This window comes from Actinomadura litoris (assembly GCF_009733595.1).
In the GTDB taxonomy this organism is placed as follows: Bacteria; Actinomycetota; Actinomycetes; order Streptosporangiales; family Streptosporangiaceae; genus Spirillospora; species Spirillospora litoris.
The window spans coordinates 173,153-197,717 of the sequence record NZ_WOFH01000006.1; the positions used below are offsets into that span (position 1 = coordinate 173,153).

Below are 24,565 nucleotides of genomic sequence, written 5' to 3' on the forward strand. Positions count from 1 at the left end.
GCGGGGCCCCTTCCGGGTGCCCCGCCGCTCTCGGATGGTCCGCCGGGCGGCCTACTTCACGACCTTGGCGAGGATGTCGACGATGAACACCAGCGTGTCGGTGCCCTTGATCCCGGCCTGGGTGTTGCCCTTCTTGCCGTAGCCCTCCTCGGGCGGCAGGACGAGCATCAGGCGGCTGCCGACCTTCGCGCCGGTCAGGCCCTTGTCGAAGCCGGGGACGGTGCCGCCGGTGCCGATCGGGAACTTGGCGGGCTGGCCGTTGGTGAAGCTGGAGTCGAAGACCTTACCGCCGTCCCAGAGCTGCCCCTGGTAGTTGACGATCGCCTCGTCGCCCTTGGCGAGCGCCGGGCCCGTGCCCTGGACGAGGGTCTTGACCTGGAGCTTGGACGGCGCGTCCTCCTTGGGCATCGTGACCTTCGGGGCCTTGCCCGCGCCCTGGTCCTCGACCTTGGGGAGCTTCTTGTCGTCGAGCTTCTGCGCCGCGCCCTGCGGGGCTTGGTTCTTGTGGATCGTGGCCTGCACGTCCACGACGAACACGACCGAGTCGTCCTTGCCGAGGCCGAGCTGGGTGCCCTGCTCGCCGAAGCCCATCGCCGGCGGGATCTCCAGGATCACGCGGCTGCCGACGGTCTGCCCGAGCAGGCCCTTGTCGAGGCCCTTGACGCCGCTCTTGCCGACGACCAGCGGCCGGTCGGGCTGGCCCTGCTGCTGCTGGTAGGACGAGCCGAGCTGCTTGCTGGTGCTCTTGTCCTTGGAGTCTTCGGAGGAGGCCGCCTTCGACCACTGGTAGAAGACGTACTTGACGTACATGCTGTCGCCGTCGGCGATCGCGGGCCCGGTGCCCTTGATCGCGGTGGTCACCTTGAGCTCGTCCGCCGGTTCGAGGCTCTTGGGGATCTTCACCTTCGGCTCGGACGCGAACTTGCCGCTCACCGACAGCTCGGGGCCGGGGCGGGTGACCCAGTAGGCGGTGCCGCCGACGACCAGGGCCAGCGCGACGACGACGCCGGCGGCCGCCGCGAACCGCCGCTTGCGGGCCTGCGCCGCGGTCAGCCCCGACGGGCGGGAGGGGCCGCTGCCGCGCCCCGCGCTGATGCCGTGCGGGGTGAACTCCGGGCTGCGGATGCTCTTGGCTGCCGGGATCTTCGCCTTCGCCTTGACCGCCGGCTCGCCCCGGGGCTTGTCATCCTCGGACATGTTTCCTCACTCGCTCCGGGTTCGACGACATCACGAACTGTGCCACCCTTCCACCACCGGTCTAAGCACAGCGTGAAAACCGAGCAAAGGCGGCCGACCCGCAATCTACCGGTCAAAACCATGGCCGGTGCTGGTCCGGGAGGGCGCATGGCAGGGGAACGGAGCCGTCAGGATACTCGCGTCGGACGGTTCCCTCACGTCCCCGGATGAGCGCCCGCGGTGGCGATCAAGGGCGTGCGCCTCGCGACGTGGGCTTGTCCGCGCCCCGGGGCGTCCTTCGCCTACGGAATATCACACACGGTCATCGAGCGACACCCCCTGACCCGTCGGCGCGGCGGGCGAGGAGGCGGCGCTTGCCGCCGGGCACGTCGTGCTGGTCCAGAACCGCGAACCCGGCGGGCAGCAGCGCGGCGGGCTCCCCCTCGGCCAGGCACCACTCGGCGGGCAGCGACGGACGGGCGCGCCGCGCGTCCGAGGTGAACGCCTCCCAGGCCAGCAGCCCGCCCGGCGCGACGGCCCGCGCGGCGGGTCCGAGCAGCGCGCGGTCCCAGTAGCCGGTGCACAGGACGAGCGCGAAGGCGTCCGGCGGGGGCCGCCACACCTCCAGGTCGGCCTCCTCGACCGAGATCCGGCCGGAGAGGCCGTCCCGGCGGGCCGCGGCGGTGAGCCGGGCGAGCGCGACGCCGGAGATGTCCACGGCGAGGACGTCGCGGCCGCCGCGCGCGGCCAGCAGCGCGCTCCCGGACGGCCCGGAGGCGAGATCGAGCACCGGGCCGTCCGGCAGCGGCGAGGTCAGCGCCCGCTCCGCCAGCGGATGCGCCGCCGCCGGTTCCGCGGCGCCCTCGTACTTCGCGTTCCACCGCTCCCGGTCCGCGTCCCCCACACCGCGACCCTACAAGGGGGCCGCACGGGGCCGCCGGTCAGCGGCGCTCGGCGGTGAGGAGGATGAACATGGCGCTCGGGAAGCCCTTGTGCCACCAGGGGTCGTGGTCGAGCTGCTCTTCCGTCGGGTGCGGCTCGCGGAGGTCGGTGATGACGAAACCGGCGTCCCGGAGCGTTCCAGAGTAGTACTCCAGCGGCCGGAGCCAGGATGTGATCATCGAAGGGGAGACCATGCCGTCCACCACGAAGTGCTGGTCGACGCCCCGGGTCACGAAGTACTGGGCGGCGGGCACGGAGGTCAGCGCGCCCAGCTCGGAGTCCTTCACGTAGAAGCAGGGGTGCAGGGTCAGGATGATCAGCCGCCCGCCGGGCCGCAGCACCCGCCCGAACTCCTTGATCGCGCCCGTCGGGTCGTGCAGGTGGCTGAACAGGTGGTTGCAGACGACGAGGTCGAACAGGCCGTCGGCCAGGGGCATGTCGTCGACGCTCGCGCAGGTGAACGACAGCGACCCGCCGGGCGCGGCGGACGGCGGGCTCCCGGCGGCGTCGACCAGCCCCCACGCCGCGTCGATCAGGCCCTGGCACACGTCGACGCCGACGACCCGCGCGCCGCGGGCGGCCAGCGTCCGCGCGAGGTAGCCCTCGCCGCACCCGGCGTCCAGGACCCGCTCCCCGGCGCACTCGCCGACCGCCTCCAGGACGGCGCGGTCGGTCAGCTCGGTGCGGTACCTGTCCCGGCCCTCCCGGATGACCTTCACCCAGTACGCGGAGTTGTTCTCCCATCGTCTTCGCGTCATGTCCGCGATCGCTCGCGCCCGGTCGTCCACCAGTTCCCCTTCCCACGGCATGGGATCAGGCCATGCCCTTGAGCCGCCGCACCAGCTGGTTGACGGTGCCGCGGATGCGTCTGTCCCGGCAGTCGGCGCAGCGCAGCTCCAGCGCGAGGATCAGCTCGGTGAGCTTCCCCCCGAACGTGGGGTCGCGTTTCAGCGCCAGCGGGATGTAGGTCGACGCCAGGTAGTACACATAGGCGTCGTTGTAGGTCGTGATCTCCCGCAGGACCTCCCGCGCCGTGTTGCGCAGCGGAAGGGAACTGGGCAGCGTGAAGTCGGAGCTGAGCCGCCCGTCCCGCGAATAGGTGGGGAACGACCATTCCTCCAGCGCCGCGTAGACGGGCATCGCCTCAAGCTGCCGCCGGTACCGCTCGGCGAGGTCGAAGTCGCCCGTGCTGATGAGCGCGCCCATCACGACGCCGCGCATCATGAACGCCGCCTGGCGGCCGGGGACCTCGAAGCCGAGTTCGGCGTCCATGGTCCCGGTCACCTTGCTGACCTGGTGCGTGAGGATGTTCAGCGCCAGGATCGAGTGGAAGGAGTAGGTCTTGCGGTTCAGCCTCGGCGCCAGTTCGACCGACGACTCGAACAAAGGCTGCGGGTCGGTGAGGAGCCCGTGCCCCGGTTCGACCGAGTAGAGCGACTCCAGGGCGCGGTCCTGCTCGCGGCCCCAGAAGCGGGCGATGAACGAGGAGACCTTCTGGGTCGCCTCGCCGCGCACGATGTGCAGCGCCGCCTCAAGGGCGTTCAGCAGGTGCTGCTGGGCGACCGTGGACGACTCGAACGTGTCGAGGTCGACGGTGAGGCCCTCGGCGCTCAGGTCGGCGACCAGGACGTCGCGGCGTTTCCGGATGGCGTGCGCCATCGAGTACTCCGCGATTCCCGGCACCGACGACATGAGGCTCTGCAAGGACCGGCCGCTGACCCGGTCGAGCCATTCGGTGTTGTCCCACAGCCGGAATATCGTGCTCTCGTCCAGCCCGGAGAAGGCCGCGACGTCGGACATGTTGAGGCCCATGTCCTTGGTGATCTCCGAGAGGGACTTCGGCGCGCCGTCCGGTGCCATCACTCGCCCTACAGCCTGGACTTGGTGGAACTCCGATCGTAGCGAAGCGCCAGGCAAGCCGAACGGCTCGGCGGAGTATGCCTCCGGCGGGTGTTCCGGTCCCGGGTCCGGTCCTGGGTCCGGTGCCGGTGTCGAGTGATGCGGCGGCAGGAGGAGGCCGCCCGCCGCGGGGCGGTGGGGACTCCCGGGTGCCGCGCACGTCCCCTCGTCGGCGGCGGGCAAGGCCCGCCCATGCGCGACCACCACGGGATCCACCCCGGCGCCGCCCGGCCCACGAGGCCCGGTGCCGCCGGTTCCGCCGCCGGTGACGGGGTCGCCCGTCCCGGCGGCGCGCGGGGTCATGGCAACCGCCACCCTTCCCGCACCGCCATGCCGAACCAGAACGTGGACGTCCCGTTGCGGTTGCGGTGGGTGCCGTGGTCGACGGAGAGCGCGCGGATCAGAACGAGGCCCCGCCCGTGGTTCTGGAGCGGTTCCTCGGGGGCGCGCTGGGGGCCGGGCTGGCCGCCGCCGTCGGTGACCTCGATCCGGACGAACCGGTCGATGTGCAGGGCCGACAGCATGACGGTCCCGTCCCGGCGCGGCCGCGCGTACAGGACCGAGTTGGTGAGGGCCTCGCTGGTCAGCAGCTCCAGGTCGGCGAGGTCGGAGCGGTCCGCGCCGAAGTACTGGCCGACCAGCTCGCGGATGTAGGAGCGGCCGAGCCGGACGGCGGCCGGTGTCGCGGCGAGGTCCAGCTCGCCGAGGAGGCGCCCGAACGACTTTCCGTTGTTCCAGGCGGACGAGGATGCGAGCTCCAGCGAGGGAGCGGGTGCCGGGGCCGGTGCCAGGACCGGCGTCCCCGACCACGCGTCTGGTGCGTTCATGGCAGCGACGGCTTCACGTCTCCGTGTCGGGCTGTAAGCGAACATGTGTCCAATGGCCTGTTGTGTGATGGCCTGCTGGGTGTCGGACATCGGCCTTGCGCTCGCGGGCCGGGCGACCGGCGCCCGCCCCGCATGCCAGTCACCCTGGCGCACCGTCCCCCGTCCGGTCACCGACGCTTGCACGCGTGCAAGGGCCTTGCGCCACGCTGCTGAGGGTCACTCCACGTCGTTGATCCGCGACGTGGCGCCCATCCGCCGTGTCGCCCGGACGCGGCGCCGCGCCATGCCGCACCCATGTCGCGCCGTGCCCGCGCCGTGCCCGCGCCGTGCCCGCGCCATGCCGCCCCGCCGCACGTCGCGGAGATGTCCGGAGTCGCTGAGCTGGGGTTTCGGACAACCCCCCGGCCCCGTAGACCTGATGCCGGGCCGGTGCGGTGCCGGTCCGGGACGAGGGGAGCGGCCGTGAGGTTCAGCGTGCTGGGGACGCTGGAGGCGCGGGACGATGACGGGGCGGTCGAGCTGTCGCCGAAGCTGCGGGACCTGCTCGCGCTCCTGCTGTGCGCGCCGAACGCGGCGGTCGGCACCGAGCGGCTGGTCGACGGGCTGTGGGGCGAGGCGGCGCCGCGCTCGGCGCGCACGACGCTGCGCGGCTACGCCAGCCATCTGCGCCGGGCGTTGGGTGAGGAACGCCTTACCTTCCGGTCAGGGGGTTATGTCCTCCTCGTCCAAGACGGGGAGCTCGACGCCGCGCGCTTCACCGACCTCGCCGGGACCGGGCGCCGGGCCCTCGCGGCCGGCGACCACGAGCGCGGCGCCGCGCTGCTGCGGGAGGCGGCGGCGCTGTGGCGCGGCGTCCCCTTCGACGGGCAGGACCATCTCGCCGCCGTCCGGCGGGAGGCGGTGCGGCTCGGCGAGCTCCGGCTCGCCGCGACCGAGGCCCGGATCGACGCCGACCTCGCCCTCGGACGCCACGCCGACCTCGTCGGGGAGCTGCGCTGCGTCGTGGTCGACGACCCGTTCCGCGAGCGTCCCCGCGCGCAGCTGATGCTCGCCCTCTACCGCCTCGGCCGGGCCGCCGAGGCGCTGGAGGTGCTCCGGGAGACGCGCGCGCTGTTCGCCGCCGAGCTGGGGCTGGACGTCAGCCCGTCGCTGCGGGCGCTGGAGCGCGCGATCCTCAGCCACCATCCCGCCCTCAACCTCGGCCACGGTCTCGGCCACGGTCTGGCGCTCAGCCCCGCACCCGGTACACGCTGAGCGCCGCCGCGCCGTCCGGGCCGGGCGTGGTCAGGACGGCGAGGCCGCCGCCGAGCGCGAGCGGGGCGCCGGGCAGGTCCTCGGCGAGCGTGCGGCCCGCCGCGTCCAGAAGCGGGAAGGCCGGCCTCCCGCCGCCGGGCGCCGCCGGACGGGTCGCGGTGAGCCACGGCCCGAGCGCGCGGAACGCGGTGAGCCCGGCGGTCCGGGGCAGGTCGTTGATCCGGGCGGTGCCGTCGCCGATCTCGATGGTGACGGCGTGCTCGCCCGCCCCGCCCACGTCGCCCTCCCCGGTGCGGCACACGACGAGCGCGCCGGTGCCGCCGCAGCCGCCCAGCCGCGCGCCGGTCCGCGCCAGCTCGCGCCCGGTGGCCCGGTCGAGAACGGCGGCGCCGTCGCCCACCGTCACGACGAGCGCGCGCCCGCCCGCGAACTGGAGCCTCGGGTCGCGGTAGCGGCCGCCGGTGTGCCACCGCTGCCTCCCGTCGGACGCGCCGTAGGCGATGAGGTCGGTGTGCGGCTCCACCCCGTACCTCTCCGCCTTCCCGAGCCGCGCCGCGATCACGAGGTCACCCGCGGGGTCGAGTTCGGGCACGACCCCGCTCCGCCGCCACAGCTCGCGCCGCGTGGACGTCGCGAACGCGACCGTCCGCTCGCGCTCGCCGCCGCCCCCGGCGCCCGCGCCGTAGTCCGTCACCCGGACGGCGAACGTCGCGTCGCCGACCGCGTAGAGGTTCACGCCGTCGCCGGCCACGGCCTTCTTCCAGCGGACGCGGCCGTCCCGCAGGGACAGCGCCGCGATCCCCTGCGAGCCCTGCCCCTCGTATTTGACGAGGCTCAACGTCTCGCCGCCCACGTGCGCGAGGCGGGGGAGGCCGAGCGAGGCGACGCGGTCGCCGCCGCCGAGGGAGTCGCCGGCGCGCCTCGTCCAGCGGGTCTCGCCGGTCCGCGCGTCCGCGACGACGTGGCGGCGGTCGTCGGAGCCGCCGGGGCCGGTGCCGGAGATCAGGACGGCGTCGCCGTCCAGCACCGCGCTCGACACGCCGCGGATCGTGTCCGCCTTCGCGGTCCAGAGCGGGCGCGCCTCGACGCGCAGCGGCTTCTGTGAGGAGGGCGCCGGGGCGGGCTCCTCCGGCTTGCCGGTCTCGGACGCGCCGTACACCGCGAGCCCGTCGTACAGCCCGCGCCTGACGAGGAGCGCGGCGAAGCGGTCGGAGAGCGCGGCGGGCCGTCCGGGCGGCGTCGCGCCGAGGCCGTTCGCGGCGCGGTCGGCGACGGCGCCCGCGCGGCGGTTCCCGTCGAGCGCGCGGCTCGCGAGCACGCGGTCGCGCCACACCAGGTCCGGCTCGACCGACGACGCGCCCTTGAACAGCGGCTTCTTCGCGGTGAACGGGCGGCCCCCCGGACGGATCGTCACCAGCCGCCCCGAGTAGGCGGCGCAGGCGATCAACGTCCGGCGGTCGTCCACGCAGCCGAGGACGGGGCCGGGGGTGCCGGCGGCCTCCTCCGCCTCCAGCGAGGCGACCTGGACGCGTCCGGTCGCCGAGTCGAGCGCCATCGTCCGGAACCGCGTGGACGGCCCGCCCGCGATCCGCTCCCGCACGGTCACCGCGGCGGTGCCGCCGGCCGCCGCCTGGACGTGCGCGCCCTCGAAGGCGCCCGCGAGGTCCCAGCGCTTGCGCCCCGTCATCAGGTCGAGGCCGAAGACGGCGGCGCCGTCCCGCACCTCCCTCGGCCGCCACGGCTCGCCAGCGGCGCTCTCGCCGAGCACGGTGCCGCCGTCGATCCGGAACGCCCAGCCGTCCTGGTGCTCCCAGAGCCTGCGTCCCGCCGCCGCGTCGAACGCGACCGTCCGCAGGCGAAGCCGCCCGGTTGAGCGCACACCGGCCAGGACGACGCGCCCGTCGGCGGCGAGCAGCCTGGTCTCCTGCTCGCGGTCGTCGTCGGCGCCGCGGAACAGGGCCTGCTTCCACAGGACGCGCCCGTCCTCGCCCGACAGCGCGGCCACCCCGCGCTCCTCGCCGCCGGCGCCCTTCGCGTACTGGACGATCACCGACCAGCCCCCGGGAGAGGTGTCCGCGTCGACGAGCACGGGCCCGCCGGACAGGCCCCGCACGCCCTCGGCTTCCGGCGGCCCGTCGTAGGCGAGCGCGCCGTCCCCGCCGAGGAGCGGGTCGCCGCCGTCGGCCGACCAGCGGATCGTCCCGGTCCGGGCGTCGGCCACCACCAGCCGTCCCGCCGAGGCCGACCGCCCGGTGACGACGGCCGCGCCCCCGCGCAGTTCGGCCCCGTCGACGTCCGTCATCCCGAGCGTCCGCTCGTCCCACAGGGGGTTCCGTCCGAACGCGAGGGACCGGGGATGCGCCTCCCCCCTCGGAAGTGCCGCCGTGGCGGGGCCGTCCCCCCGCGACCTCACCACGACGATCACCGTGAGCAGCAGCAGGGCCGCCGCGACCGCGCCGACCGCGCCCGCCCGTCCCCGCAACCGCCCTCGGCTCATCCCCGGTTCCCTCCCGATCTCCCGGGATTCTGGCACGAACCCGTTGGAACGGGATGGGAACCGGGTTGGGGCGGCCGTTACCCGAGCAGCACAGCGACCGCGGCCGAGGTTTCGGGATGCCGGACGAGCAGCGCCCCCGCCGCACCGCTAGCGGACGCGGTCTCCGTCCAGCCGCCCGGGTAGCCGAGCAGCGCGGCGACGGCGTCGCAGGTGTCCGGACGCGCGGCCAGCAGCTCCGACACCGGCCCTCCGGCCGGCGCGGCGGCTCCCGCGCCCGCCCCCGGGGCGGACGCCTCCCACGGCGGCGCCCACGCGTCCACCGCCCCGAGCGTCGCCGGGAACGTGCGGCCCGCCTCGCGGACGAGCACCGGCACCAGCTCGCGCGCGTGCTCGCGCAGCGTCGTGATCAGGCCGGGCAGCCACGGCAGCAGCACCGCGTCGGGCAGCCGCGCGAACGCCTTCGACATCACCTCGACGACGAGCGCCGCCAGCGCGGGGAACGGCACGAGCGCCTGCACGAACCCGCTCATGTACAGCGGGAACGACGGGATCACCAGCGGGTTGGCGAGCAGCTCGTCGCACCGCTCCCGCAGCTCCGCGAGCGAGGCCATGCCGAGCTGCGACCGCGCCGCCCACAGCAGCGCGACCTTCGCGGGCGCCTCCGGATGCGACTGCCGGACCGCCAGTTCGAGCTGGGCGTGGTCGCAGCCGAGCGACAGCGCCAGGCTCTCCATCCCGAACAGGAACCCGAGCATCGCCCCGACCTGCCGGACACCGGTGTCCTCGTCGGTGAACGCGGTCGGCAGCAGCGTGCAGTAGTGCGCGTAGCCCTCGGTCACGAACGCCTCGCACCACGCCGGAAGCTCCGGCTCGCTCGCGCGGTAGTAGGCGAGCAGCCGCCGGACGCGCCGCAGCACCTCCGGCGCGTCGTCCACCGTCCGCTCGGCCGCGAGCAGCTCCACCGCGCGCGCCCCGAGCTCGTCGGCGAACCGGCGCCCGCCCAGGTAGAGCGTGGCGTCCTCCACCGCCTCCAGCGCGATCGCGGCGGTCGCCTTCGGATCCCACACCGCGCGCCGCAGCCGCTGCTCCAGCACCTGCTCGACGGTGACGCCCTCGTAGCCCAGCTCCACGATCGAGCGCTGGTTGCGGCCGATCGCGAGGTCCCAGCTCTCCTGGATCGACCGCTCGCCCAGCTCGCGCGACCCCATGATCGGACGGACCGCGTCGTCCGGCAGCAGCCGCCGCAGGATCCACAGCAGCCGCGAGCACGACGCCAGCGCCGGGTCGGCGTCCAGGTCGAGCAGCGCCCGCTGGATCGTGCGCTTGGTCAGGTCGAGGCCGAGCGGCTCCAGCCGGTCCAGGACGTCGCGCGCCAGCGGCGGCAGCGACTCATAGCCGACCGAGCCGACCCGGTCGCCGCCGAGCAGGATCTCGCACAGCCGCCGCACGTCCCGGCGGCCGGGCACGGAGTCCTTCTCGATGCAGGTGACCGCCGCGTCCTGGAAGTCGTAGGGCGTCGGCCGCGCCCGCCCGCGCATCCCCGCCAGCAGGATCGAGGTCTCGAACACCGCGATCGCGTCCGCCGTGCTCGACAGGTACCCGTTGCGCCGCGCCAGCCGGACGATGTCGACGCACCAGCCGAGCAGCTCCGACTCGTCCAGGCCGTCCAGGACGGGCGGGCTCGCCAGATACCCCGACAGCCGGTCGGTCGCGGGCTCGGCCGCGGGGGCCCTGGACGGCTTGGGGGCCTTCCGCTTCGCGGCGCCCTTCTGGCCCTCCAGCCGGAACGGCGTCACGCCGCCGCGCTTCAGCGCCTTCGCGAACGTCGCCGCCGCGATCGACACCGACCCGGGCGCGAGCCCGAACTGCGCCTCGATCGCCGAGTGGCTGGAGGGGATGAGCCCGTAGCTCCAGCGCGTCCCGGTCCGCGGCGTGATCTCGTAGGGCTCGGCGTCCGCGGACAGCCCGAACTGCTCCACCCGGCTCGCCGCGTGGAACGCGCCGCACACGTACAGGCACTCGGACGGGTCGGCGCCGGTGGCCGCGAGGTGCTCGCGCATCCGCGTCCACATGTAGCGCTCGCGGTCCTCGTCGCGGCGGTCCCGGCCCGGCCGCTCGGGGCGCAGCCGCCGGAACAGGCTGCCGATCAGCACCATCACCTGCCGGTAGGTGGCGTAGTCGGCGCCCGCCAGCGGCTGCTCGACGTACTGGTCCCACCATTCCGACCAGTGCCGCACCTTCCCGTGGTGCAGCAGGTGCTCCTCCAGCTCGGCGAAGCCGGGACGCAGGTCGCCGATCTCGATGCCGACCGCGTCGCCGTGCAGCGCCGCGTCGTCCTCGTCCTCGCCCTCCTCGGGCTCCTTCCGCTCGGCGGACGGCTCCTCGCGGGGCTCCCACTGGAACACGTGGTCCGTCGACCGGTCGACCAGGACGACCTCGACGCCCGGCGTGTCCAGCGCGTAGGCGATCGCCTGGTACTCCGCCGACGCCTCGGTGATCGGCGCGATCACGCTCAGCGGCGCCCACGCCGCCGGGAAGCCGTCCAGCTCGCTCGCGAACGCCTGGAGCGCCACCGGCAGCCGGCAGTTGCGCAGCTCCTCCAGCAGCGGCGCGAGGTCCTCGCACAGCTCCAGGTAGATCACCGACGGCCGCTTGTCGCGCAGCCGCCGCGCCATCGCCAGCGCCGACGCGGGCGAGTGGTGGCACACCGGGAAGATCTCCGGCTCCTCGCCGAGCGCCCGGCCGACGTCGTCGACCATGCCCGACAGGATCCCGGCCACCGCGTCCCGCGCGCCGAACGCGCGCGCGGCCTCCTCCAGCTGCTCCCGCAGCGCCTCGAAGGTGCTCACGACAGCGTCGAGATCGCCTGGCGGCCGCCCTCAAGGAAGCCCTCCCAGGGGCCGCCCTTGTCCTTCTTGCTGCGCGGCTCGACGACGCCGTGCCAGAACTTGTTCAGGATCGCGAGGTCCTCCGGGCTGCGCCGGGCCAGCGACCCGACCAGCGAACCGCCCAGCGTCTCCGGCCGCAGCGTCGCGTCCCCGAAGAACCGGCTGTGCAGGATCGCGTCCTCCAGCACGCCGATCTGCTCGGCGGTCGACAGCGCCGACTCCAGCTTCTCGTCGTCGCTGGTCGCCGACGCGGCCGCGGCGCGCAGGTCGGCGAAGCTCTGGAGCAGGACGTCCAGCAGCGTCGGCGGCAGCTCCAGCTCGATCTGGTGGCGGCGCAGCAGCTCCTCGGTCCGGAACCGGACGATCTCGGCCTCGCTGCGCTTGTTCGTCACCACCGGGATCCGGACGAAGTTGAACCGCCGCTTCAGCGCCGAGGACAGGTCGTTGACGCCCCGGTCCCGGCTGTTGGCCGTCGCGATGATCGAGAAGCCGGGCTTGGCGAACACGATGTTGTCGTCGTCCAGCTCGGGGATCGACACGTACTTCTCCGACAGGATGGAGATCAGCGCGTCCTGGACGTCGCTGGTCGAGCGGGTCAGCTCCTCGAACCGGCCGATCACCCCCGCCTCCATCGCCGTCATGATCGGCGAGGGGATCATCGACTCCCGGGACTGCCCCTTGGCGATCACCATGGACACGTTCCACGAGTACTTGATGTGGTCCTCGGTGGTGCCCGCCGTGCCCTGCACGACCAGCGTCGAGTTCCGCGAGACCGCCGCCGACAGCAGCTCGGCGAGCCAGCTCTTGCCCGTCCCCGGGTCGCCGATCAGCAGCAGCCCGCGGTCGGAGGCCAGCGTCACGATCGCGCGCTCGACGAAGCTGCGGTCGCCGAACCACTTCTGCTTGACCTCGCGGTCCAGGCCGTCGGCGCGCTCGGAGCCGAGCACGAACAGCCGCACCATCCGCGGGCTCAGCCGCCACGAGAACGGCTTGGGGGAGTCGTCGATCGACTCCAGCCAGTCCAGCTCCTCGGCGTACTTCACCTCGGCCGGGGCGCGCAGCATGCCATCGGTCATGATGTCTCCTAAAAGATCAGTGGAACGTCGTCCGGGGGACGCGTCAGGCGAGGAAGTTCTTCAGCTCGGCCACGAGCTTGCGGATGTGCCCGGAGATGACGGGCGTCCCGAGGTTCCTGAACCGCTCCCGGAACCAGGGGTTCACGATCTGGGTGCCGGAGCTGTTCACGGACCCGACCGGGATGAACTTCACCCCCGAGCGGTGCACGGCCTGGATCCCGTCCAGCAGCGGCTGCGACCGGTCGAACTCGTAGAAGTCGGAGATCCACACCATCACGGTGTTGCTCGGGTCGGAGATCTTCGGCCGCGCCATCTCCATGGCCACCGGGCCGTCGTTGCCGCCGCCGAGGTTCGTGCGCAGCAGCACCTCGAACGGGTCGTTCACCCACGGCGTCAGGTCGAGCGCCCGCGTGTCGTAGGCGATCAGGTGCACGTCGACCTTCGGCAGCCCCGCGAAGATCGACGCGAGGATCGTGCAGTTCACCATCGAGTCGACCATCGAGCCCGACTGGTCGACCACCACGATCATCTTCGCGGGCGTCGTCCGCTTCGCGGTGTGCCGGTAGAACAACCGGTCGACGTAGAGCCGCTCGTCCTCGGGGCTCCAGTTCGTGAGGTTCTTCCAGATCGTCCGTTCGAGGTCGAGGTTGCGGAACACCCGCTTCGGCGGGACGGAGCGGTCGAGCGTCCCCGCGCTCGTCTGCTGCACCTGCGTCCGCAGCACCTCCGCGACCTCGTCGACGAACCTGCGGATCAGCGCCTTGGCGTTGGCCAGCGCCACCCCCGACAGGTTCGCCTTGTCGCGCAGCAGCTGCTCGATGAGCGACATGCTCGGCGTCAGCCTGCTCGCGAGCCTCGGATCGGCCAGCACCTCCCGCAGCCGCATCCGCCGGACGAGGTCGCCCTCCACCTCGGTGAGCACGCCCGCGGTCGCCCCCGCGCCCTCCTCGCCGAGCGCCTGCTTCAGCCACCCCGCGTCCTGCTGCCACCCGGCGAGCTGCTGCGCGCTGACGTTGCCGCTCCCGGTGCAGAACACGTTCAGCAGCAGCTTCGACACCAGCGCCGCCCGCCGCACCCGCTCCCCGGAGTCCTCTGGCGGAGCGTCCGCCTCGCTCGCCGTATCGGCTGTATCGGCTGTATCGGCGGCGGGCGGGGGCCTCATCAGGTCGGCCAGCTCGGCGGCCAGCTCCGGGAAGCGCTGGACGACGTTGTCGACCGACACCCCCGGGTCGAGGAGGGAGGCGGGCAGGCCGAGGTCGTCGACGATCGCGACGCTCGCGGCCTCCAGGGACGGCTGCTCCTCGGGGTCGAACACCCGCGCCAGCAGCCGCCAGTAGAGCACCTGCCGCCGCGTGTCGTCCGCGCTCTGCCCGGTCTCGAATTCGATGGTCATTTGCGCAGCAACCGTCCCGCCCGCTCGCGCAGCACGGTGACGACGTCGCCGGACTTCGCCACCGCCTTCACCACCTTCGGATCGGTCGGGCCGAGCGCCCAGTCGCCGGTGTGCGCCTCGACGGGCTTCTTCTTCACCGTCGCCTGGACGGCGAGCGGTTGCAGCCGCCATCGGCCGCCGTCCCAGCGCAGGAGCCCGATACAGGACGTGGACGCCGCCACCAGCGCGGGGGTCAGCGGCCCGCAGGAGGGGAGCCGCTCGACGTCCACCTCGATCTCGTGGCCGTCCAGCGACCAGGTGGTGCCGTTCACGGTGTGGCCCTCCACCAGCACGGGCTCGGAGATCCGGACCGGGTGCCGCTCCAGCGGCGGGACGGCGGGGGCGACCGACCCGGCGAGCATCAGCCGCGCGGTCGCGAACGGGTCGGCGGCCTCCGCGAGCGTGGCCCTCGCGTCGTCCCACCGGAGATGGCCGGCGCTCAGGGGAAGGTCCTGGACGGTGACGCTCCGCCGCTCCGCCAGCGCCGCCATCAGCACGGGGTGCCCGCCGAGCAGCTGCCAGACGGCCGGGCCGACGATCGTGTCGACCTTCGGCGCGGCGACGCCGGTCCGCACCAGGCGCGTGCCGCCGGACGACTCCAGGACGCCGTGCACCTCGATCTGGACGGCCGTCCCGTGCTCGTGCACGTCCACGCCCAGGGGGAGCAGCCGCCCCGACACGGTCTCGGGGGCGCCGCCGCCGGGCAGGCCGGGCTGCGCCAGCAGCACGCCGCGCGCCCACAGGTCGGCCCACCGCCGGACGGGCAGCCGGTCCATCGTCGCGACCGGGCACGAGGCCCGCAGCTCGGCGGCCAGGCCGTCCAGCAGCACGCCGAGCCGCCGCAGCCGGGGTTCGGCGAGCACCGCCTCCAGCGTCTGGTCGGACGCCGAGACCAGGTCGTGGTCGACGCCCCGCCAGCCCGCGATCGCCAGCTCGTTCAACCAGGACCGGCAGCCGCTGAGCAGGTTCGCCGGGACGTCTCCGCCGCCCGTCCCGGCGGGCTCCTCCCAGGCGGCGCGTTCGCGTCCGAGCGCCGCGTCGAGCCGCGCGAGCAGCGCGTCGTGTACCGCGCCGAACACCGCGGCCCGCGCCCCGGCCAGCGCCGCGATCTGCTCGTCGGCGACCGAGCCGGCCGCCAGCTTCCCGGTCGCCTCGCTCACCGGGCGGCCGAGCGGCGAGCCCTCCAGCGCCCCGGCCAGCGCGGCGAGCGCCGCCGCGCGCTGCTCACCGAGCCGCCCGAGCCCGTGCACGAGCGCGTCGTCGAGGCCGTCGGCGAGGCCGAGCGCCTCCTCCACTCCCGCCGGTGTTCCGACCAGCGCGGCCAGCTGCACCCCGAGCATCAGCGCACCCCCGCCGACGAGGACGGGAACCAGTGCATCTCCGGCAGCGGTTCCACGGTCTCGGGCAGCTCCAGGTAGGCCAGGTGCCGCAGGAACCGGCTGAAGACCACGGCTGCCGGGGCGGGCTCCCGTCTGCCCTTCATGCGGTCGATGAGGTTCTCGCCCTCACCGACCTCGACGCGCAGGTACCGCGCGACCCGGTCGAGCCCGTACTGGCGCACCGCCTCGTCGGCCAGCGCCTGGAGGTGCTTGCAGGTGTAGTACCCGCTCAGCCCGCCGCACGGCCGGTTGTTGTTGGTGCTGCAACTGAACCCGTAGGTGCTCGCCGTGATGGACGAGACGTACACGCGGGCGGCGTCCGAGCCGCTGGACACCACCCCCTGCAGCCGTCCGTCCGCCAGCTCGACGAATGGTACTTTCGCGAGCTTGCGCGGTTCGACGGGCGGCACCACCCGCGCCGCGCTGTGCTGTTCCCACGCGGCGGTATCCGCGTTCATCGACTCTCGACCCCCACCCAAACGGACGATCATGAACCGGAAAGCTACCGGGACCCGAACCCCGTACGGGCCCGAATCCCTCAGCCGCCAGAACACTCTCAGTAAGGTCCGACAGTCCGAGTCCTGCCTGCTCAGCCCGCCGGATGGAGGACGGTCGTGCTCCAGCGGCCCCAGTCGAGCTGCGCCTCCTGCCGCTTGGCGAGACCGATCGCAGCCTCCAGCGCGGCCTGCAACTCGCTCTCCCCGGCCCGCCCGCCCGCCAGCCCGTCCAACTGCGACAGGACGTGCGGGTAGAGGACGGCGGCATGACCGGTCGGCACCGGCCCGTCGCAGCCGAGGAAGGCCACCGGCCGGTCGAGGCTCCGCCGCAGCGCCCTGGTGTGGGCCGCCGCCGCACCGTCCTGGCACCCGAGGACGATCACCCGCGCGGCCAGCCCGTCGCCGCCGCCCCCGCGCAACCCGGCGAGGTCCAGGCCGCCGACCAGCGGACGCGTCCCGGCTTCGACACAGTGATCGTCCAGCAGCACGACCTGCGCCGCCCGGAGGGCCTCCCGCCGCCGCTCGGCACTGTCGGCGACGCACAGCCGGACGTCGAGCCCGCCGAGGCCCGAGCACAGCGCGTCCACCTCCCGCAGCCGCCGCGCGATCCCGGTGGTGCGGCTCCGCGTGACCAGCGCGACCGCCAACGGCCGAGGCAGCACCCCGTTCGGCGCCCGCGACGCCCCGAGCGAGGGGACCAGCGCGGGCAGATGCGGCAATAGCCGCTCCGCCTCAGGATCGTGGACCTTCACGTTCATCGACCCCGACCCGTCGGCCCTGACCTCGCACTCGATGGACAGGATGATGTCGGCGAGCGGGTCTCCGGATTCCCGCTCCTCGGCGAGTTCCCGGTTCCCCTCGATCACGCCGCCGACCGTCCCGGTCAGAGCGGTGATCGTGCCGACCGTGACCCATGCCAGCAGGTTGCCCTGGAGGTCGGTGGCGACATTGACCGCGACACCGAGCGCGGAGGCCGAGACGGCGCTGACGAGGCCGACGAGGTACGGCCGGAGCTTGCGGCTCATGCCCGCCCCGCCTTGGCGAGCCCTTCACGCGCCCGCGCGATGATCGCCTCCGACGAGGTTCCGGCGGCGAGGACGTCCTCGAACAGCGCCGCCGCCGCCTCCCGGTCGCCGTCCCGCAGATGCAGGAATCCGAGGTTGTTGACCGCCTTGAGGGTCGCGGGGTGGCCGGGGCCGAGCTTGCGGGTCCGGACGTCGTGGACCTCCCGCAGACGCGCGAGGGCCTCGTCCCGCCGTCCGATATCCGCGAGCACCGCCGCGAGTCCGGACTGCGCGTCCAGCGTCCGCGCGTTCTCTCCGCCGAGGACGACGCGGCACCGCTCGAAGGTCTCCCGCAGCATCCGCTCGGCGGTCCTGAGTTCCCCGGCGTCGCGGAGCACGGCCCCCAGGTTGGCTTGCAGCACCAGCGTCCGAGGACTGTCGGGCCCGTAGTACGCGAGGGCCTCGTTCAGCGCCTCGTGGGCCTCCTCCGCGGCCTCGTCGAACCGTCCCGACCCGTGCAGTGCCACGGCCAGATTCCCGCGAACGACCCCGGACGCTCCGTGTTTCCCGGGGACACTCGTCCGCCGGACCAGGGGGAGGCTCACCCGCAGGGCCTCCGGGCCGCCGACGCCGCGCTCGTACTGGAGGGCGGCCATGTTCGCCTGGACGCGTTCCCGCACCTCGGGGGAGGAACGCCGCACGGCGTCCTCCAAGGCGGCGTGGGCGGCGTCGACCTCTCCGAGGCCGTGCAGGGCGACACCCAGGTTGTTGCGCGCGATCACCGCCTGCGGGTCGTCCGGCGGAAGGGACTCCAGGATCCGCCGCAGCGCCGCCGCCGCCGACCTGTGGTGCCCGCCGCGGATCAGCCGCGCCGCCTCGGCGTTCAGCGGCCCGGCCCGGCGCCGCGCGGCCAGCCGCCGCCACCGCCGGAGCTGCACGAGGAGGATCACGACGAGCGAGGCCACCGCAAGCCACGCGCCCAGGCCGAGCCCGATCACAAGCGCGTCACGGCCGGCCTTGAGCGCCCAGGCGACCGGTATCACGGCCAGTAAAAGCGCGGCCATGACGAGCCTCCAGACGGCGGGCCACTCGAACGGCGCCCCCTTGGGCGACGGGTGAGCGGCGGCCGCCGGGAGCCACTCCGGACCCGGAGTGGCTGGGTCCGGCGCGAAGGCGCCTTTGACCCGCTTGGCCCTGGCGCGTTTGGGCGGCTCCAGGTTCGCGGTCATGGCGGCGGGCGTGGGGCGGGTGGACGGTTCTCTGGCCAGCGCCGATTCCAGCAAGACGGCGAGCCATGCCGGCACGCGGCTCAGATCGGGCGCCGAGCCGTCGATCTCGTCGATGAGCCCGGCCGGCGAGTCGGCCTGGAATGGCGGACGTCCGGTGGCCGCGTAATAAAGGACGCAACCCAGGGCGTACGTGTCCGCCTGGGCCGTAGGTTGCCCGCCCTGGAGGAGTTCGGGCGCTATGTATGCGGCATCACCGGTCACGGCCCCGGTGATGCCGAAGTCCACCAGCGCGGGCACTCCACCGGCCAGGACGACATTCGACGGCTCGACGCTCGGACGAGGCGCATCCGTCCTGTGCGCCGCCAGCGCCGACGCCAATCCTCTGCCCAGCCGCCGCAGCTCCTCCTCCTGGAGCGGGCCTGACTCCTCGACCATCTCCCTCAGCGTCCGCCCGGACGGATACGGGGTGGCGATATACGGCTGCGCCGCCGCCACATCGACGGTGTGGAAAGTGACGACGAAGCCGGGAATCCGGACGGCGGCGCGCAGTTCCCGCTCCAGCCGCCGCCGCGACGCCGTGTCCATCTCGGGCGGCAGGAGGCGGAGCGTCACCTCGCGGCCTTCGGGGTCCGTCGCGCGGTATACGGAGCCCTCTCCGTCCCGGTCGAGGGGTTCGTGCACCGTGTAGCCGTCGATATTCATGACGGGATCCCTTAAACACCTGGTGATGGGGAGGTCTACTTCACGTTAGCGCTTCTCATGCGGGGCCGGGCGGAGCAGAATGAAAACCACGGCAGGTCCGAAAAGCCCTCGCTCCCACGCCCGTTAAAGCCCGCGCCCCCACAGGGAGGCCGCAGGCGGAGAAGGGGAGGGACATGACCTCCACGCACATCGCCGCGATCCCCACCGGCTTCGAGGGCGACGTCCTGACGCCGGACGGCCCCGGCTACGACGACGCCAGAACCGTTTTCAACGCGATGGTCGACCGGCGTCCGGCGGTGATCGCGCAATGCCGGAGTGACGCGGACGTCCAGCGCGCCGTACGGATGGCCCGCGCGCACGGAACGGAGATCGCCGTGCGCTGCGGCGGGCACGATGTCGCGGGCAACGCGCTCAGCGACGGCGGCCTCGTCATCGATCTGCGCCGGATGGACGACGTCGAGGTCGACCAGGAGGCGATGACCGTCCGGGTCGGCGGCGGCGCGACCACGTCGGCCCTGGATCGCGCCACCCAGCCGTACGGGTTGATGACGCCCGGGTCCAGGGCCTCCACGACGGGAGTGGGCGGGTTCACGCTGGGCGGCGGCTCGGGATGGCTGGAACGCAAGTACGGCCTCGCATGCGACAACCTCCTCGAAGCCGAGCTGGTGACGGCGGCGGGCGAGAAGGTGAAGGCCGGTGAGGACCGCAACCCGGATCTGTTCTGGGCCCTGCACGGCGGCGGAGGCAACTTCGGCGTGGTCACCTCGTTCACGTTCCGGCTGCACGAACTGCCGGAGGTGACCCTCGCCCTCCTGCTCTGGCCCGCCGAGGCGGGCGAGGAGATCGCCCTGGCTTACCGCGACCTCATGGAAACGGCTCCGGACGAGCTGGGCGGCACCGCGCTCTACCTCACGCCACCGCGCGAGGAGTTCGTCCCGGAGGAGATGCTGGGCAGGCAGGCGTTCGCCACCCTGCTCGCCTACGCCGGGACGGGTCCGGACGCCGACGCGGCGATCGCGCCCATGCTCGGCCTGGGCCACACCGGGGGAGTCGTCCTCGACAGGCCCTACGCGGACATGCAGGGCATGCTGGACGAGCCCGCCGGGCTGCGGAACCACTGGTCCGCGGAGCACCTGCACGACTGCCCCGACGCGGCGGTCGCGGCCTACAGCGCGCGGGCCGCCGGGATGATCGTCCCGTCGCCGTCGCTGCACACGCTGATCCCGGGCGGCGGCGCGCTGGCCGATCCCGGGGCGCGCTACCCCGTCCCGTGGCGGAACGCGGCGTGGACCGTCCACCCCATCGCCCTCTGGGAGGACGCGGCGGACGACGAGCGCGCCATCGCCTGGGTGCGAGCCGTCCGCGCCGACATGAAGCCCTACTCGACCGGTGACGTCTACCTGAACTTCATCGGCGACGAGGGACGCGGCCGGGTCGAGGCGGGGTTCGGCGCGGAGAACCACCGGCGGCTCGCGGAGGTGAAGGCGCGCTACGACCCCGGCAACCTCTTCCACCTCAACCAGAACATCAGGCCGGCTTGAGCGGTCGCGGTTAGTCTCGGGACATGACACGGCTACCACCGAATCCGGCTCTGATACAGCTTGAGGTCCTGGTGGGGGAATGGGACGTCGAGGTCCCGGAGATCCCGGGGGCGCGGGGGAAGGCCACCATCACCTGGATCGAGGGCGGCGCGTTCCTGCGGTTCCACACCGAGGCGCCCGATCCCGCCCCCGACGCGACGCTGATCATCGGGCGGGACGATTCGACCGATGAGTACACGTTGTTCCACTACGACTCGCGCGGGGTGTCCCGCGTCTATGGAATGGGATTCGACAACGGGCGGTGGCGGATGTGGCGCGACGCGCAGGGCTTCCACCAGCGCTTCGAGGGCACGGTCGCGCCCGACGGCACCACGATCCGGGGTGCCTGGGAGAAGTCGCCCGACGGCGCCGAGTGGCAGCGTGACCTCACGCTCGTCTACACAAAACGGCCATGAGGGATTTCAGGTCGCCGGATCGTTCGGTAATCTCGGGGACAGGCCGAGAGGCGCTGCAACGGGCTCATGCCCGCCACGCTCGGCTCGGGACGGTCCGCGCCGTCCTCACCCTTCACTCTGCAAACAAGGGCGCCTCCCAGAAACGGGAGGTGGCCAGTGCAGAAAAACGATGACGCGCTCCGGAGTCTGCTGGACCGGAGGATCGCGATCCTCGACGGCGCGTGGGGCACGATGCTCCAGGGCGCCGGCCTCACCCCCGCCGACTACAGCGGCGACCGGTTCGCCGACCATCCGCGCGACGTCGCGGGCGACCCCGACCTGCTGAACCTGACCCGGCCCGACGTGATCCTGGACGTCCACCGGCAGTACCTCGCGGCGGGTGCCGACATCACCACGACCAACACCTTCACCGCGACGAGCATCGCCCAGGCCGACTACGGCCTCGAAGCGCACGCCCGCGAGATGAACCTGCGCGGCGCGCGGCTCGCCCGCCAGGCGGCCGACGAGGCCGAGGGGCGGCGGTTCGTCGCCGGGTCCGTCGGCCCGCTGAACGTGACGCTGTCGCTGTCGCCCCGGGTGGACGACCCCGCCTACCGCGCGGTCACCTTCGACCAGGTCAAGGCGTCCTACGCCGAGCAGATCGCCGGGCTCGCCGAGGGCGGCGTCGACGTCCTGCTGATCGAGACGATCTTCGACACGCTGAACGCGAAGGCCGCGATCGCCGCCGCCCGCGAGGTGGCCCCGCAGCTGCCGCTGTGGATCTCGGTGACGATCACCGACCTGAGCGGCCGGACGCTGTCGGGCCAGACCGTCGAGGCGTTCTGGCGCTCGGTCGAGCACGCCGAGCCGCTGCTGGTCGGCCTGAACTGCGCGCTCGGCGCCGAGGAGCTGCGCCCGCACGCGACCGAGCTGGCCCGGCTCGCGGGCACCTACACCGCCTGCTACCCCAACGCCGGGCTGCCCAACGCGTTCGGCGGCTACGACCAGACGCCCGACGAGATGAGCCGGATGCTCGGCGAGTTCGCCGCGTCCGGCATGGTCAACGCCGTCGGCGGCTGCTGCGGGACGAGCCCCGAGCACATCGCGCGGATCGCCGCGGCCGTCGCCGACTCGGCGCCGCGCCCGGTGGCGCCCGAGCCGAAGGCCACCCGCTTCAGCGGCCTGGAGCCGTTCGCGATCGGCCCCGACACCGGCTTCGTCATGATCGGCGAGCGCACCAACGTGACCGGCTCCGCGCGGTTCCGCAAGCTCATCGAGGCCGGCGACCACCAGGCCGCCGTGGAGGTGGCGCTGGAGCAGGTCCGCGGCGGCGCCAACCTGCTGGACGTCAACATGGACGCCGACCTGCTCGACAGCGAGCGGGAGATGACGACGTTCCTCAACCTCGTCGCGACCGAGCCGGAGGCCGCCCGCATCCCGATCATGGTCGACAGCTCGCGCTGGAGCGTGCTGGAGGCCGGGCTGAAGACCGTCCAGGGCAAGGGCGTCGTCAACTCGATCAGCCTCAAGGAGGGCGAGGAGGTCTTCCTGGAGCAGGCCCGCCGCATCCGCGACTACGGCGCGGGCGTGGTCGTCATGGCCTTCGACGAGCGCGGCCAGGCCGACACGACCGAGCGCAAGGTCGAGATCTGCGGCCGCGCCTACGACCTGCTCACCCAGAAGGCGGGCTTCCCCGCCGAGGACATCATCTTCGACCCGAACGTCCTCGCCGTCGCGACCGGCATCTCCGAGCACAACGGCTACGCCAAGGCGTTCATCGACGCGCTCCCGCTGATCAAGGAGCGCTGCCCCGGCGTCCGCACCAGCGGCGGCATCTCGAACCTCTCGTTCTCCTTCCGGGGCAACGACGTCGTCCGCGAGGCGATGCACTCGGCGTTCCTGCTGCACGCCGTCCGCGCCGGCCTCGACATGGGCATCGTCAACGCCGGGCAGCTCGCCGTCTACGAGGACATCCCCGCCGACCTGCTCGAACTCGTCGAGGACGTGCTGTTCGACCGCCGTCCCGACGCCACCGACCGGCTCGTCTCCTTCGCCGAGAACGTCACCGGCAAGGGCAAGCAGCGCGAGGTCGACCTGTCCTGGCGGGACGCGCCGGTCGAGAAGCGGCTCGCGCACGCGCTCGTCCACGGGATCATCGACTTCATCGAGGACGACACCGAGGAGGCCCGGCAGACGCTGCCCCGCCCCCTGGACGTCATCGAGGGCCCGCTGATGGACGGCATGAAGATCGTCGGTGACCTGTTCGGCTCCGGCAAGATGTTCCTGCCGCAGGTCGTCAAGAGCGCCCGCGTCATGAAGCGCTCGGTCGCCTACCTCGAACCCTTCATGGACGCCGAGAAGGAGGAGAACCAGCAGAGCCGCGGCCAGGGCAAGATCGTGCTCGCGACGGTCAAGGGCGACGTCCACGACATCGGCAAGAACATCGTCGGCGTCGTCCTCGGCTGCAACAACTACGACGTCGTCGACCTCGGCGTCATGGTCCCCGCCGCCCGCATCCTGGACACCGCGATCGCCGAGGGCGCCGACGCCATCGGCCTGTCCGGCCTGATCACCCCGTCGCTGGACGAGATGGTCTCGGTCGCCACCGAGATGGAGCGGCGCGGCCTGCGGCTGCCGCTGCTGATCGGCGGCGCGACCACGTCCCGCCAGCACACCGCCGTCCGCATCGCGCCCGCCTACGACTCGACGACCGTCCACGTCCTGGACGCCTCCCGCGTCGTCGGCGTCGTGTCCAACCTGCTCGACCCGGCCCGCGCCGCCGAGCTGGACACGACCAACCGCGCCGAGCAGCAGCGGCTGCGCGAGGAGCACGAGAACAAGCGCCGCCAGCCGATGCTGACGATCGAGCAGGCCCGCGCCAACCGCGAGCAGGTCGACTTCGCCGACCTCCCGGTGCCCGCGTTCACCGGCGCCCGCGTCGTCCGGCCGAGCCTGACCACGCTCCGCGAGATGATCGACTGGCAGTTCTTCTTCCTGGCCTGGGAGCTGAAGGGCAAGTACCCGGCGATCCTCGACCAGCCCGTCGCGCGCGAGCTGTTCGACGACGGCAACCAGCTCCTGGACCAGATCATCGAGGCCGGGACGCTCCAGGCGCACGGCGCCTACGGGTTCTGGCCCGCCCACTCCGAGGGCGACGACATCGTCCTGGAGAACGGCGTGCGGTTCCCGATGCTGCGGCAGCAGACCGCCAAGCCCGCGGGCCGCCCCAACCGCTGCCTCGCCGACTACATCGCCCCGTCCGGCGACCACCTCGGCGGCTTCGCGGTGACGATCCAGGGCGCCGACGACCTCGCGGCCGGTTTCGAGGAGAACAACGACGACTACCGCGCCATCATGGTGAAGGCCCTCGCCGACCGCCTCGCCGAGGCGTTCGCCGAGTACGTCCACCTGGAGGCCCGCCGCGCCTGGTTCGAGCCCGGCTCCGAACCCGACCTGGCCGACCTGCACGCCGAGCGGTTCCGGGGCATCCGTCCCGCGCTCGGCTACCCGGCGAGCCCCGACCACAGCGAGAAGGGCATGCTCTTCGACCTGCTGGACGCGGGCACCCTCGGCATGAAGCTCACCGAGTCGTTCGCGATGACCCCCGCCGCCAGCGTCAGCGGCCTGATCTTCGCCCACCCCGACTCGCACTACTTCACCGTCGGCCGCATCGGCCGCGACCAGACCGAGGACTACGCCGCCCGCCGGGGCGCCCCCCTCGCCGACATCGAACGCTGGCTCCGCCCCAACCTCGCCTACGACCCGGAATAACTTTCACCCTCTCTCAG

At 73.0% G+C, this 24,565-nt stretch carries 17 protein-coding genes and 1 riboswitch; of the genes, 4 read left to right on the forward strand and 13 right to left on the reverse strand.

From position 1 onward, the window contains the following. Window positions 1-51 precede the first annotated feature (51 nt). The 5 genes from GNZ18_RS18425 to GNZ18_RS18445 all read right to left on the reverse strand — a co-directional run bounded on the left by GNZ18_RS18425 (window position 52) and on the right by GNZ18_RS18445 (window position 4,844). Window positions 52-1,197, reverse strand: a complete 1,146-nt coding sequence (locus GNZ18_RS18425; protein WP_156217743.1) for an FKBP-type peptidyl-prolyl cis-trans isomerase — start codon at window positions 1,195-1,197, stop codon at window positions 52-54. A 301-nt stretch (window positions 1,198-1,498) separates the two neighbouring features. Then, window positions 1,499-2,080: a methyltransferase domain-containing protein gene (locus GNZ18_RS18430; RefSeq protein WP_156217744.1), complete on the reverse strand. Its 582-nt coding sequence runs from the start codon at window positions 2,078-2,080 to the stop codon at window positions 1,499-1,501. A 37-nt stretch (window positions 2,081-2,117) separates the two neighbouring features. Beyond that, window positions 2,118-2,876 carry a class I SAM-dependent methyltransferase gene (locus GNZ18_RS18435; RefSeq protein WP_173390816.1) on the reverse strand — a complete coding sequence of 253 codons (759 nt, stop codon included), beginning with the start codon at window positions 2,874-2,876 and terminating at the stop codon, window positions 2,118-2,120. A gap of 55 nt (window positions 2,877-2,931) precedes the next feature. After that, a complete protein-coding gene (locus GNZ18_RS18440; RefSeq protein ID WP_156217746.1) occupies window positions 2,932-3,978 on the reverse strand; it encodes a hypothetical protein in 1,047 nt (348 codons plus the stop codon). Window positions 3,979-4,316: 338 nt separating this feature from the next. Further along, complete coding sequence (locus GNZ18_RS18445) at window positions 4,317-4,844, reverse strand: ATP-binding protein (protein WP_173390817.1); 528 nt, start codon at window positions 4,842-4,844, stop codon at window positions 4,317-4,319. 462 nt (window positions 4,845-5,306) lie between these two features. On the opposite strand from GNZ18_RS18445, the gene GNZ18_RS18450 reads away from it, so the two are divergent. Next, window positions 5,307-6,098 carry an AfsR/SARP family transcriptional regulator gene (locus GNZ18_RS18450; RefSeq protein WP_173390818.1) on the forward strand — a complete coding sequence of 264 codons (792 nt, stop codon included), beginning with the start codon at window positions 5,307-5,309 and terminating at the stop codon, window positions 6,096-6,098. Here the strand turns inward: GNZ18_RS18450 and GNZ18_RS18455 are convergent. The 8 genes from GNZ18_RS18455 to GNZ18_RS18490 form a co-directional block, all read right to left on the reverse strand. Continuing rightward, entirely contained in the window at window positions 6,073-8,595 is a 2,523-nt protein-coding gene (locus GNZ18_RS18455) for an outer membrane protein assembly factor BamB family protein (protein ID WP_156217749.1), read from the reverse strand. The two genes, GNZ18_RS18450 and GNZ18_RS18455, sit on opposite strands and share 26 nt — an antisense overlap. Window positions 8,596-8,672: 77 nt before the next feature. Continuing rightward, a complete protein-coding gene (locus tag GNZ18_RS18460) occupies window positions 8,673-11,444 on the reverse strand; it encodes a DUF5682 family protein (protein ID WP_312874599.1) in 2,772 nt (923 codons plus the stop codon). Then, window positions 11,441-12,559: an ATP-binding protein gene (locus GNZ18_RS18465; protein WP_156217750.1), complete on the reverse strand. Its 1,119-nt coding sequence runs from the start codon at window positions 12,557-12,559 to the stop codon at window positions 11,441-11,443. Before GNZ18_RS18465 ends, GNZ18_RS18460 begins: the two co-directional genes overlap by 4 nt. A gap of 43 nt (window positions 12,560-12,602) precedes the next feature. After that, a complete protein-coding gene (locus GNZ18_RS18470; RefSeq protein WP_156217751.1) occupies window positions 12,603-13,952 on the reverse strand; it encodes a vWA domain-containing protein in 1,350 nt (449 codons plus the stop codon). Then, a complete protein-coding gene (locus GNZ18_RS18475) occupies window positions 13,949-15,331 on the reverse strand; it encodes a hypothetical protein (protein WP_156217752.1) in 1,383 nt (460 codons plus the stop codon). The genes GNZ18_RS18470 and GNZ18_RS18475 overlap by 4 nt, the downstream gene beginning before the upstream one ends. After that, a complete protein-coding gene (locus GNZ18_RS18480) occupies window positions 15,331-15,828 on the reverse strand; it encodes a hypothetical protein (RefSeq protein ID WP_156217753.1) in 498 nt (165 codons plus the stop codon). The genes GNZ18_RS18475 and GNZ18_RS18480 overlap by 1 nt, the downstream gene beginning before the upstream one ends. 131 nt (window positions 15,829-15,959) lie before the next feature. Continuing rightward, entirely contained in the window at window positions 15,960-16,892 is a 933-nt protein-coding gene (locus GNZ18_RS18485; RefSeq protein WP_156217754.1) for a hypothetical protein, read from the reverse strand. Continuing rightward, a complete protein-coding gene (locus GNZ18_RS18490) occupies window positions 16,889-18,802 on the reverse strand; it encodes a serine/threonine-protein kinase (RefSeq protein ID WP_156217755.1) in 1,914 nt (637 codons plus the stop codon). Before GNZ18_RS18490 ends, GNZ18_RS18485 begins: the two co-directional genes overlap by 4 nt. A gap of 173 nt (window positions 18,803-18,975) precedes the next feature. Between GNZ18_RS18490 and GNZ18_RS18495 the strand changes: the two genes are divergently transcribed. The 3 genes from GNZ18_RS18495 (at window position 18,976) to metH (ending at window position 24,548) form a co-directional block, all read left to right on the forward strand. Then, window positions 18,976-20,343 carry an FAD-binding oxidoreductase gene (locus GNZ18_RS18495; protein WP_156217756.1) on the forward strand — a complete coding sequence of 456 codons (1,368 nt, stop codon included), beginning with the start codon at window positions 18,976-18,978 and terminating at the stop codon, window positions 20,341-20,343. A gap of 23 nt (window positions 20,344-20,366) precedes the next feature. Beyond that, window positions 20,367-20,798 carry a hypothetical protein gene (locus GNZ18_RS18500; protein WP_156217757.1) on the forward strand — a complete coding sequence of 144 codons (432 nt, stop codon included), beginning with the start codon at window positions 20,367-20,369 and terminating at the stop codon, window positions 20,796-20,798. Window positions 20,799-20,837: 39 nt separating this feature from the next. After that, a riboswitch (S-adenosyl-L-homocysteine riboswitch) is annotated at window positions 20,838-20,940 on the forward strand. Between the two features lie 14 nt (window positions 20,941-20,954). Further along, window positions 20,955-24,548, forward strand: coding sequence for a methionine synthase (metH, locus tag GNZ18_RS18505; RefSeq protein ID WP_308165979.1), 3,594 nt, complete (start codon window positions 20,955-20,957; stop codon window positions 24,546-24,548). The last annotated feature ends 17 nt before the right edge of the window (window positions 24,549-24,565 follow it).

What these genes read in the sequence shown, in the direction of transcription:
- GNZ18_RS18425 (WP_156217743.1), bottom strand. Translation starts at nt 1,197, where the DNA reads ATGTCCGAGGATGACAAGCCCCGGGGCGAGCCGGCGGTCAAGGCGAAG.
- GNZ18_RS18440 (WP_156217746.1), bottom strand. Translation starts at nt 3,978, where the DNA reads ATGGCACCGGACGGCGCGCCGAAGTCCCTCTCGGAGATCACCAAGGAC.
- GNZ18_RS18435 (WP_173390816.1), bottom strand. Translation starts at nt 2,876, where the DNA reads ATGACGCGAAGACGATGGGAGAACAACTCCGCGTACTGGGTGAAGGTC.
- GNZ18_RS18495 (WP_156217756.1), top strand. Translation starts at nt 18,976, where the DNA reads ATGACCTCCACGCACATCGCCGCGATCCCCACCGGCTTCGAGGGCGAC.
- GNZ18_RS18485 (WP_156217754.1), bottom strand. Translation starts at nt 16,892, where the DNA reads ATGAGCCGCAAGCTCCGGCCGTACCTCGTCGGCCTCGTCAGCGCCGTC.
- GNZ18_RS18455 (WP_156217749.1), bottom strand. Translation starts at nt 8,595, where the DNA reads ATGAGCCGAGGGCGGTTGCGGGGACGGGCGGGCGCGGTCGGCGCGGTC.
- GNZ18_RS18480 (WP_156217753.1), bottom strand. Translation starts at nt 15,828, where the DNA reads ATGAACGCGGATACCGCCGCGTGGGAACAGCACAGCGCGGCGCGGGTG.
- GNZ18_RS18490 (WP_156217755.1), bottom strand. Translation starts at nt 18,802, where the DNA reads ATGAATATCGACGGCTACACGGTGCACGAACCCCTCGACCGGGACGGA.
- GNZ18_RS18465 (WP_156217750.1), bottom strand. Translation starts at nt 12,559, where the DNA reads ATGACCGATGGCATGCTGCGCGCCCCGGCCGAGGTGAAGTACGCCGAG.
- GNZ18_RS18475 (WP_156217752.1), bottom strand. Translation starts at nt 15,331, where the DNA reads ATGCTCGGGGTGCAGCTGGCCGCGCTGGTCGGAACACCGGCGGGAGTG.
- GNZ18_RS18470 (WP_156217751.1), bottom strand. Translation starts at nt 13,952, where the DNA reads ATGACCATCGAATTCGAGACCGGGCAGAGCGCGGACGACACGCGGCGG.
- GNZ18_RS18445 (WP_173390817.1), bottom strand. Translation starts at nt 4,844, where the DNA reads ATGAACGCACCAGACGCGTGGTCGGGGACGCCGGTCCTGGCACCGGCC.
- GNZ18_RS18500 (WP_156217757.1), top strand. Translation starts at nt 20,367, where the DNA reads ATGACACGGCTACCACCGAATCCGGCTCTGATACAGCTTGAGGTCCTG.